This is a genomic window from Aedoeadaptatus coxii (assembly GCF_001553115.1).
GTDB lineage: Bacteria > Bacillota > Clostridia > Tissierellales > Peptoniphilaceae > Aedoeadaptatus > Aedoeadaptatus coxii.
Genome location: NZ_KQ960174.1, coordinates 1 through 8,191 on the forward strand (window position 1 = coordinate 1; position 8,191 = coordinate 8,191).

Here is an 8,191-nt window from a genome sequence, read left to right on the forward strand (position 1 = left end):
AACGGGCTTCGATTGTATTGGGCTGCGTCGCGGAAAGAGACGCTCTGTTTCAGGTAAGGAACTTTGCCGCCGCAAGGTGAGCGTGAGATTTTGGTTCTCGATGGAGGATGCCCCTGCGATACGGTGCGCAGACAATAAAAAATCCTGCAGGCTTTTGCCCGCAGGATTTAAAATAATTCGTCCCATTCCTTTTCCTTAAAGCCGACGCGTACGCGATCCCCGTCGATGAGAATAGGGCGTTTCACGAGCATGCCGTCGGTGGCTAAAAGTTTTAGCTGTTCATCTTCGCTCATGTCGGGTAGCTTATCTTTCAGACCCATTTCCCGGTAGCGCATGCCGCTGGTGTTGAAAAAGCGTTTTAGGGGATAATCGCTCATCTCATACCATTTCTTCAATTCCTCATAGCTCGGATGATCTTCCACAATGTGGCGTTCCTCGTAGGCGACGCCACGATCGTCTAAATAAGCCTTGGCTTTTTTGCAGGTGGAACATTTCGGATAGTGAATGAATAACATAAAAACTCCTTTCCAAGTCAATCTTCTATGGATAAATACCCAAGATTGTAAAAAATAGAACGAAATTTAAAAAGCGGTGTCTATATTGGCGAGGACACTATATGGAATATGTTCATTAACGAAGAGAAATAGTTATTAATGTGAAATACTCTATGGAAATAAGCAGACAAAGTACGGAAAAAAACAAGGAAATGTCAAACATCGAAGATAAAAAATCGTTCGCATGTTTAAAACCAAGGAAAAAATTATATCGAAAGTATAAACATATAATAAAAAGTTTGGGAAATATATGGAAGTTCAATAATATAACGTGTTTATCCCATTTATAAGGACTAAAGTAGGGTATACTAAAGTATACGTGTAAAAAACAGATTAGTAATCAATAGACTTAAAGTTGCATTAAGTTTATTGCGAGGAGGAATTTTTTTGATGAATGAAAATATAACAGGCAGAGCCGCGAAAGAAAATGTGGCACTGCCTTTATCTAATGAAAATGCACTAAAGAAGCGAAATAATTTACTTAAGTCTGTGGTAGGAGTCTCTGTCCTCGCTACGGGCTTAATGATGGCGCCCCAAAATGCCTTTGCTCAAGAAGTGGGGCAACCGGCGGCCATCGTGGCACCTCAAGAAGAGACGGGAGCAAACACAAATGTCGCTCCCACAGAACAGGCATCGGATAGCCCCGTCCTCGACGAGAAGGAAGAAGACAAACAAGGCGCCGTAGAAGCTAAAACGATCCAAGTCGACGAAGCTTTAAACGAAGAAGCGAAAAATGTGGAAGAAACCGCCATGGAAACTCCGACGGAAGAGGCCGCCGAAGCCCCGGTGGAAAAACAAGCTGTGGAAGCTGCTCCTGCAAAAGCAAGAAGCGCAGAAGCAGTTACTAAAGAAGAGACCGCTAAAGAAGCGGGCGTGGAAGCTGCAGAAGCTACCGTTGCATCGGAAGAAGCTGCCCGTAAAGCGACCAGACCCGCCGTTACGGCAGCGGCTCAACCTGTCATTACGTCGGAAACCGGCTTGGAAATCGGTGAAGAAAAAACGCCGGAAGCTCAAGGAGCAGGAGAAACTGCAACTAATGAGCAAAACTACTCCGAGGATGAAAAGAAAATCAAAGACTATAGTGGATCTGAACGCTATAAAGAAACGGATTTACAACCGGGAAATACAAACCAAGAAAGTTATATAACTGACCAAGAAAAAGCAAAAGATGGTTTAAAATTCAATATTAAGAACCCATCTGCAACATCACCAAGTAAGACTGAATATGGTTATCAAATCACCATAGACAAGAAGACCGGTCAAAGAACCTATACTAAGATTTATGTTACGGATTCTGGACGTATTCCTGTAGAGACAGGAGATAAGCCAATGATGAATGAAGGAGAAAAAATAACATCTGAATCTCCTGATGTAACATACAAACCAACAGAAAATAGTACTATGGACGGTGCTGGAACACAAAGAAATTTAAACTACGAAGCTAGCAAAGAAACCCTTGAGCATATCAACAACAAGGACAACGACTCTACTTCCTTTGGTATGAAGGATAATTACACAAAAGAAAATCCAGGAGTTAAGTTTTTTGGTGATAGCTTCCTCTTAGGTTACAAAGTCAACCCATGGCCAAATGAAAATGACAAGCTTGAGCTAATGAAATTAAACGGCCAATACAACAAAAAGGTCTTTGTCCAAGGTCAAGACATCGACACTGGCATCAAGGTGGACAATATAGATGAAAATGCAAAAGAAAGACTAGTCGGCCAAGTTTATAACCCAATTACAGGAAAAGTTGTTCCGGGGGCAAGTGCCTATATTAAAAACGGAACTATCCATATCCAGATGCCAGAAGGCGCCCTTAAAAAAGATAAAAATGACAAGACTGTTATCAATGAAGACTCAATCTTTAATACTGATGATTATAAAGCCCTCCAAAACCTTGATGTCAAATTCTTTGCCCGTCCAAGAACAGCAGAAGAATTTAAAAAAATAGCAGAAACACCAGACGAATTTGGTGACACAGGAACATATACAGGCTCAGAAGCCGGTACTGCCGACATCAATCACAAGGGAACTAATGTCACAATCGACAAGCAAGGCATTGACCGCTACGACCACTACAACCTAGTCGGAAGCTTCAAGCTAAACCTAGATGATACAAGATACTACAACCAGTCCTTTCAAGACGAAAATGGAAAAGATACAGAAGGTAGGACTTATTTAAATGTAAATCCTGGCGAGGATTTTACAGTTAAAATGTTTAAGCCGGCTAATCCAAGTGAAAATGACAAATCTGCTGCTGAAATGAATGAAGCAGATAAAAAGGGAGAAGCTGCCGGTAGAATTATCATGGACTTCATCAACAAGGAAAATGAAGGCAAGGCAGAAAAAGACCAATGGAAGATAGATGTTGATGCCAAAGATATTTCTAAATTTACAGTTAAACCTCCGAAATCCGCCAAGGCCGGAGACTTTATCGCCGTACCGATAGAATATACCTACACTAACGGCTCAAAGGACGTTCACTATTTCCACTTTGTAGTTAAAGAATCAACTTATATTAAGCCGGAATATGATGCCCAAGTTAACTACCCGGTCAATGAGCAAACATCAGAGGCAAGTGTGAAAAAAGATGACAAGAGAATTTCACCAAAAAGCTACTCCCTTCCGGATACTCTGGAAACTGACGAAGCGGGTAACAAGCTAGCTACAGATGATAAGGGAAATAAATGGACTGTAAAAGTTGATGAAAAAACAGGTAAGGTTAGTGCGAAACCGGTAGATCCTACAGCCTTTGACGGTGGAGAAAAGCTTACAGTACCTGTAATTGCTCACTATGTAGACGAGCAAAAACCGGGGAAAGATATTACCGAAGAAGCCAATGCCTACTTCGTAATCGAAGAAAAGGCCAATATGACTGCCCGCTACAACGCCAAGGCAGGTAAATCAGGAGATCAGCTTTCTTCAAATGTAATCCTAAATACAGAAGATAAATACAACAGAAGACCAGGTAAGTACACCCTAGATTCACCAACATATACAGATGACAAGGGCAATGTTTGGAATGTATCTATAGATGAAAAGACCGGTAAGGTAACGGCTACTGTACCAAATGCTGAAGAAGGCAAGTCAGTAGATGGAGCCCTCCTAAATGTACCGGTAACAGCCCACTATTATGAAGAAGATGGCAAGCTAGAAGTAGGCACAAAGAAGACAGAAGCTCAATTCGTGGCTTATGGTACCAACGGAAAAGTAGAAAAAACAGTAGAAGTTCCTTTCGAAACCAAAGTAGTAAAGGACCCTGAGCTTAAAAAGGGCGAAATCAAGGTCATCACCGAAGGTGAAAAAGGATCTAAGAAAGTAACTTATACCATCGAAGATTCAAAAATCGTAAAAGAAGAAGAAAAAGAACTAAAAGCACCACAAGTTAGAGAAATCCACGTCGGTGAAGGTGTAAACGACGGTACTCACAAGATTGAAGAAAAAGTTGAAGTAGGATTTGAAACTGAAATCCAATTTGACGACAGTCTTGCTCCAGGTGAAACCAAAGAAATTCAAAAAGGCGAAGCCGGAGAAAAGAAGAGAGATATTACTCTTACAATTGAAGATGGCAATGTAACAAAGACTGAAACAGGCGAATTTAGTGAAACCAAGGCTCCTAAAAAGAGAATTATAAAAGTAGGTAGAAACACCGAAGGCAAGGTTGAACACAAAGAAGAATTGCCATTCAAATATAAGATTGAAGAAGTAGATACACTTAAAAAAGGCGAATACAAGATTGTAAAACCGGGTAAGGTCGGCACAAAGACTACAACTTGGACAATCAAAAATTCTAAAGTCGACGGCGAACCGACTGTCACAGAAGTTGCGGCAGAAGATGCAATCATCCAAGTAGGTAAGGGCACCAACGACGGTACTCATGAAGTAACTGAAAAGAAAAATATAGATTACAAGACTGTAATCGAATACGATGAGAACCTGGATGCAGGCCAACAAGAAGTTATTAAAGAAGGAAATCCGGGAGAACAAGAAAGAACAAACACACTTGTTATCAAGGATGGCCAAGTAACTGAAACTAAAGAAGGCGAATTCAAGACAACTAAAGAAGCTACCGACAGAGTTGTAAAAATCGGTACAAAACCAGTAACAAAAGTTGTAGAAAAACCCTTCAACACAGAGTATGTCTACGACGAAAACCTTGAATCCGGAAAGACTGAAGAAGTAACTCCGGGCAAAAACGGCAAAGTTACCATTACAACAACTTATGACAAAGACCAAAAGAAGGTCGTAACTTCTGAAACAGAAGAAGCAGGTCAAAACAGAGTTGTAAAAATCGGCGGCAAGACGAACGGAACTGAAAAAGTTAAGGAAGAAATTCCCTTTGAAGTTGAAGTTAGAAAAGATCCGTCCCTTAAAAAGGGCCAATGGAAATACGCCACCGATGATGCAGGCAACGAATTAAAAGGCGAAAAGGGCGAGCAAGAAAAGACCCTTACCATCGTGAATTCCAAGGTAACGGAAACATCCGAACCGACGGTAACTAAAAAAGCTAAGAAGGCGGTTGTTTTAGTCGGCGAAGGCACCAACGACGGTACTCATGAAATTGTAGAAAAGAAAGAATTGCCTTTCGAAACCAGAATTGAATACGATAAAAATCTTGAAGCCGGCCAACGGGAAGAAACCGGAGGCACACCTGGCGAGCAGGAAAGAACAAATACGCTCGTAATCAAAGACGGCAAAGTTGAGGAAACCAAAGAAGGCGAATTCAAAACCACTAAAAAACCTGTCGATAAGGTCATCAAGATCGGCATCAAGCCCATTGTAAAAGAAGTTGAAAAACCCTTTGAAACTGAATATATCTATGATGAAAATGTTGAAATGGGCAAGGAAGAGGAAGTAACTCCCGGCGAAAAAGGTAAAGTTACGATTACAACTTCTTATGATAAGGAACAAGGAAAACTTGTAACCAAGGAAGAAACAAAAGATCCCGTGAAGAGAGTTGTTAAGGTCGGTATCAAACCTGTTGTTAAGGAAGAGCCAATTCCTCAAAATACTAAGTTCAAACACAATCCGGAACTGAAGGCCGGAGAAGTTAAGAAGATTAAAGACGGTACTCCGGGTAAGGTTACGATTACAACCACTTTCAATAAAGAAACCGGCAAGATTGAGACCAAAGTCGAAAGAACCGAACCAACGGATGCAGAATATGAATATGGTTCTAAGACTGAAGGCAAGGTAAAAGTTGAAAGTGATATTCCTTTCGAAGTGGAAATCATAGAAGATCCTGAAATGGAAGCCGGAAAGACTGAAACCGTTCAAGAAGGTAAACTGGGTAAGAAAGAAACTACAATTACTGTAGAAAATAGTAATGAAGTTTCCAGAGAAGAAAAAGTAATCACAGACCCGGTTAAGAAGATTGTAAAAGTCGGGACCAAGTGTAAATGCGAAAACCCGGGCGGAAATACCCCTGGTGGAAACACTCCTGGCGGAAATACCCCTGGCGGAAACACTCCAGGTGGAAACACTCCTGGCGGAAATACCCCCGACGGAAACACTCCAGGTGGAAACACTCCTGGTGGAAACACCCCCGGTAGTGAAAAACCCTCCGATCCGGATAAGAACGATCCGAGAAAACCGGGTACGACCGATCCCTCCGATCCGGGTAAAACCGGTCCGAACAAACCGGGTACCGCTGATCCCTCCGATCCGGGTAAAACCGATCCGAGAAAACCGGGTACGACCGATCCTTCCGATTCGGGCAAGAACGATCCGAGAAAACCGGGTACCGCCGATCCTTCCGATTCGGGTAGGATCAATCCTTCCAACACCGGAAAAGAAGGAAATGACGATGAAGCAAGAAGAATGGCGCCGGCGGCTCAAGAAGGAGGACGCAAGGCAGATGATCGAAAAGCACCGCAAACATTCGATCCCGGCATCGCAGCTCCCACGGGCTTAGGTGCGTTGGCATCGGGACTGTTGATCGGATTAGAACGTTTGAAGAGAAAAAATAGAAAATAAGATGTCCAAGGGATAGAAATTCCGTCGAGCCATGCGCTCGGCGGTTTTTTTGTGGGAGAGTCCTTCCTTGTAGTTTCTCTTTCTCTATGCTACGCTAAAGTAAAATAAATGGGAGGTATGTATGAAAAAATGGTGTAAAATGTTGGCGACGCTTATGCTGGCGACGTCTCTTTTAGTGCCGAACCCGGCATGGGCAGTAGGTCGTAACGATAAAATTAATGCCCTCAAAAACGAGGGCGTGGTGACGGGCTATCCTGACGGAAGCCTCGGTTTGGATCGCCCCATTAGCCGCGCGGAAGTTTCCGTGCTTCTCATTCGCATGACGGGGCATCAGCCCAAAGGACGGGGCGCCCAAATTTTTAAGGATGTGCCTTCGAGCCACTGGGCGAGCGGCTATGTGCAAACGGCTTGTCGCTTGAAAAATCCACAAGGTGTTTCCCCCATTGTCGGTTACCCCGACGGCACATTCCGTCCGGCCAATCCCGTGACCAATGCCGAAATAATAAAAATGCTCACAGTAGCGGCAAAGGAGGGGCTGTCGCCTGAAGATGTTAAAGGCGCCACGTGGCCTACGTCGTGGATCCGTTGGGCGGATGAGCTGGGCATTATCGGTGCGGGAAGTGACGTGGGCGCGCCGGACGCAAAAGCGCCGGCCACTCGCGGCGATGTGTTCGTTATGATTTACAATGCGGGTCAAAGTGTGAAGCCGAGGGGGTCCAAGCCGGCTCCTGCACAACCTGCACCTGCAATTCCTGCTCGCCCTGCGAAGCCTTCTGTAAGCGGAGGCTTTGAATTTAACGCCTTTAACAGCGGCAGAACCTTCGATCACGAAAAGTTCAATAGGGAATTTTTAGCCCTGATTAATGCGGATCGAACGAAACGGGGTCTCGTGCCTTTAAAATGGGGCGACGATTTAACGCACGGCGCGACGACACGTGTCGAGGAACTTTTGAAAAACGGATCCATCGACGTTAACGGACAAGATCACGTCCGTCTCGACGGAAGATCGTGGGTTACGGCATTCGATTATATTCGCCCGAAATTGCGTACCACGATTTGCGGCGAAAATCTGGCGGAGATCATCCATATGTCTAACGAACGCATCGGCAAGAAGAGCCGTCTTTATATGACGGACGAACAAGTGCTTGCGGAGAACTTTTATCGGCTATGGTGGAATTCCCCTGGCCACCGCGAGAATATGATGGAGCCTAAATATCGCTACATTAACTTGCAGGTTCGCGTCGGGAACTATGCCCAACTTGGAAAACCCGGCAAAAACATCGTGTACTTTGTAGGGACGACTCACTTTAGAGGGGATTATAGGTAGGAGATAGATTTTTGTTTTGTGATTTTGCGTAAAGAACCTTTTATGCAAAGGCAAACAATCCATTCAAAAAATCTTTCTTTGAATCTTAGGAGGAGGGAATAGGGCGCCCGGATTCGCATCTTTCCCTCCTCCTAAAATCTCCTTCCTTTCCACCCTAACGCTTTTTAGCAGTCCAAATGGCTAACGCCATTTGATTTCTATTGGGCTGCGTCGCGGAAAGTAATTTCTTGTTTCAGGTAAAAGCTTTACCGACGCAAGGTGAGCGTGAGATTTTATTTCTCGCCGGAGAATAACTTCCTCTGGCGCCAGACAATAATCAGGAAAATGCCGTAGG

The 8,191-nt window shown here is 43.7% G+C and carries 4 protein-coding genes; 2 read left to right on the forward strand and 2 right to left on the reverse strand.

Annotation, left to right across the window (positions count from 1 at the left end; genetic code table 11):
* Both HMPREF1863_RS09325 and HMPREF1863_RS04435 read right to left on the reverse strand, forming a co-directional pair.
* A partial coding sequence (locus HMPREF1863_RS09325) for a hypothetical protein (RefSeq protein WP_232300112.1) occupies nt 1–186 on the reverse strand: 186 nt, incomplete at its 3' end.
* Nucleotides 168–515, reverse strand: coding sequence for an arsenate reductase family protein (locus HMPREF1863_RS04435; protein ID WP_068367770.1), 348 nt, complete (start codon nt 513–515; stop codon nt 168–170). The genes HMPREF1863_RS04435 and HMPREF1863_RS09325, both read right to left, overlap by 19 nt.
* A 429-nt stretch (nt 516–944) precedes the next feature.
* Between HMPREF1863_RS04435 and HMPREF1863_RS04440 the strand changes: the two genes are divergently transcribed.
* Nucleotides 945–6,530: a G5 domain-containing protein gene (locus tag HMPREF1863_RS04440; protein WP_232300113.1), complete on the forward strand. Its 5,586-nt coding sequence runs from the start codon at nt 945–947 to the stop codon at nt 6,528–6,530.
* A 121-nt stretch (nt 6,531–6,651) separates the two neighbouring features.
* On the forward strand, nt 6,652–7,857 hold the full coding sequence (locus HMPREF1863_RS04445; protein WP_068367772.1) for an S-layer homology domain-containing protein: 1,206 nt from the start codon (nt 6,652–6,654) through the stop codon (nt 7,855–7,857).
* Nucleotides 7,858–8,191 lie beyond the last annotated feature (334 nt).

What these genes read in the sequence shown, in the direction of transcription:
- HMPREF1863_RS04435 (WP_068367770.1), bottom strand. Translation starts at nt 515, where the DNA reads ATGTTATTCATTCACTATCCGAAATGTTCCACCTGCAAAAAAGCCAAG.
- HMPREF1863_RS04440 (WP_232300113.1), top strand. Translation starts at nt 945, where the DNA reads ATGAATGAAAATATAACAGGCAGAGCCGCGAAAGAAAATGTGGCACTG.
- HMPREF1863_RS04445 (WP_068367772.1), top strand. Translation starts at nt 6,652, where the DNA reads ATGAAAAAATGGTGTAAAATGTTGGCGACGCTTATGCTGGCGACGTCT.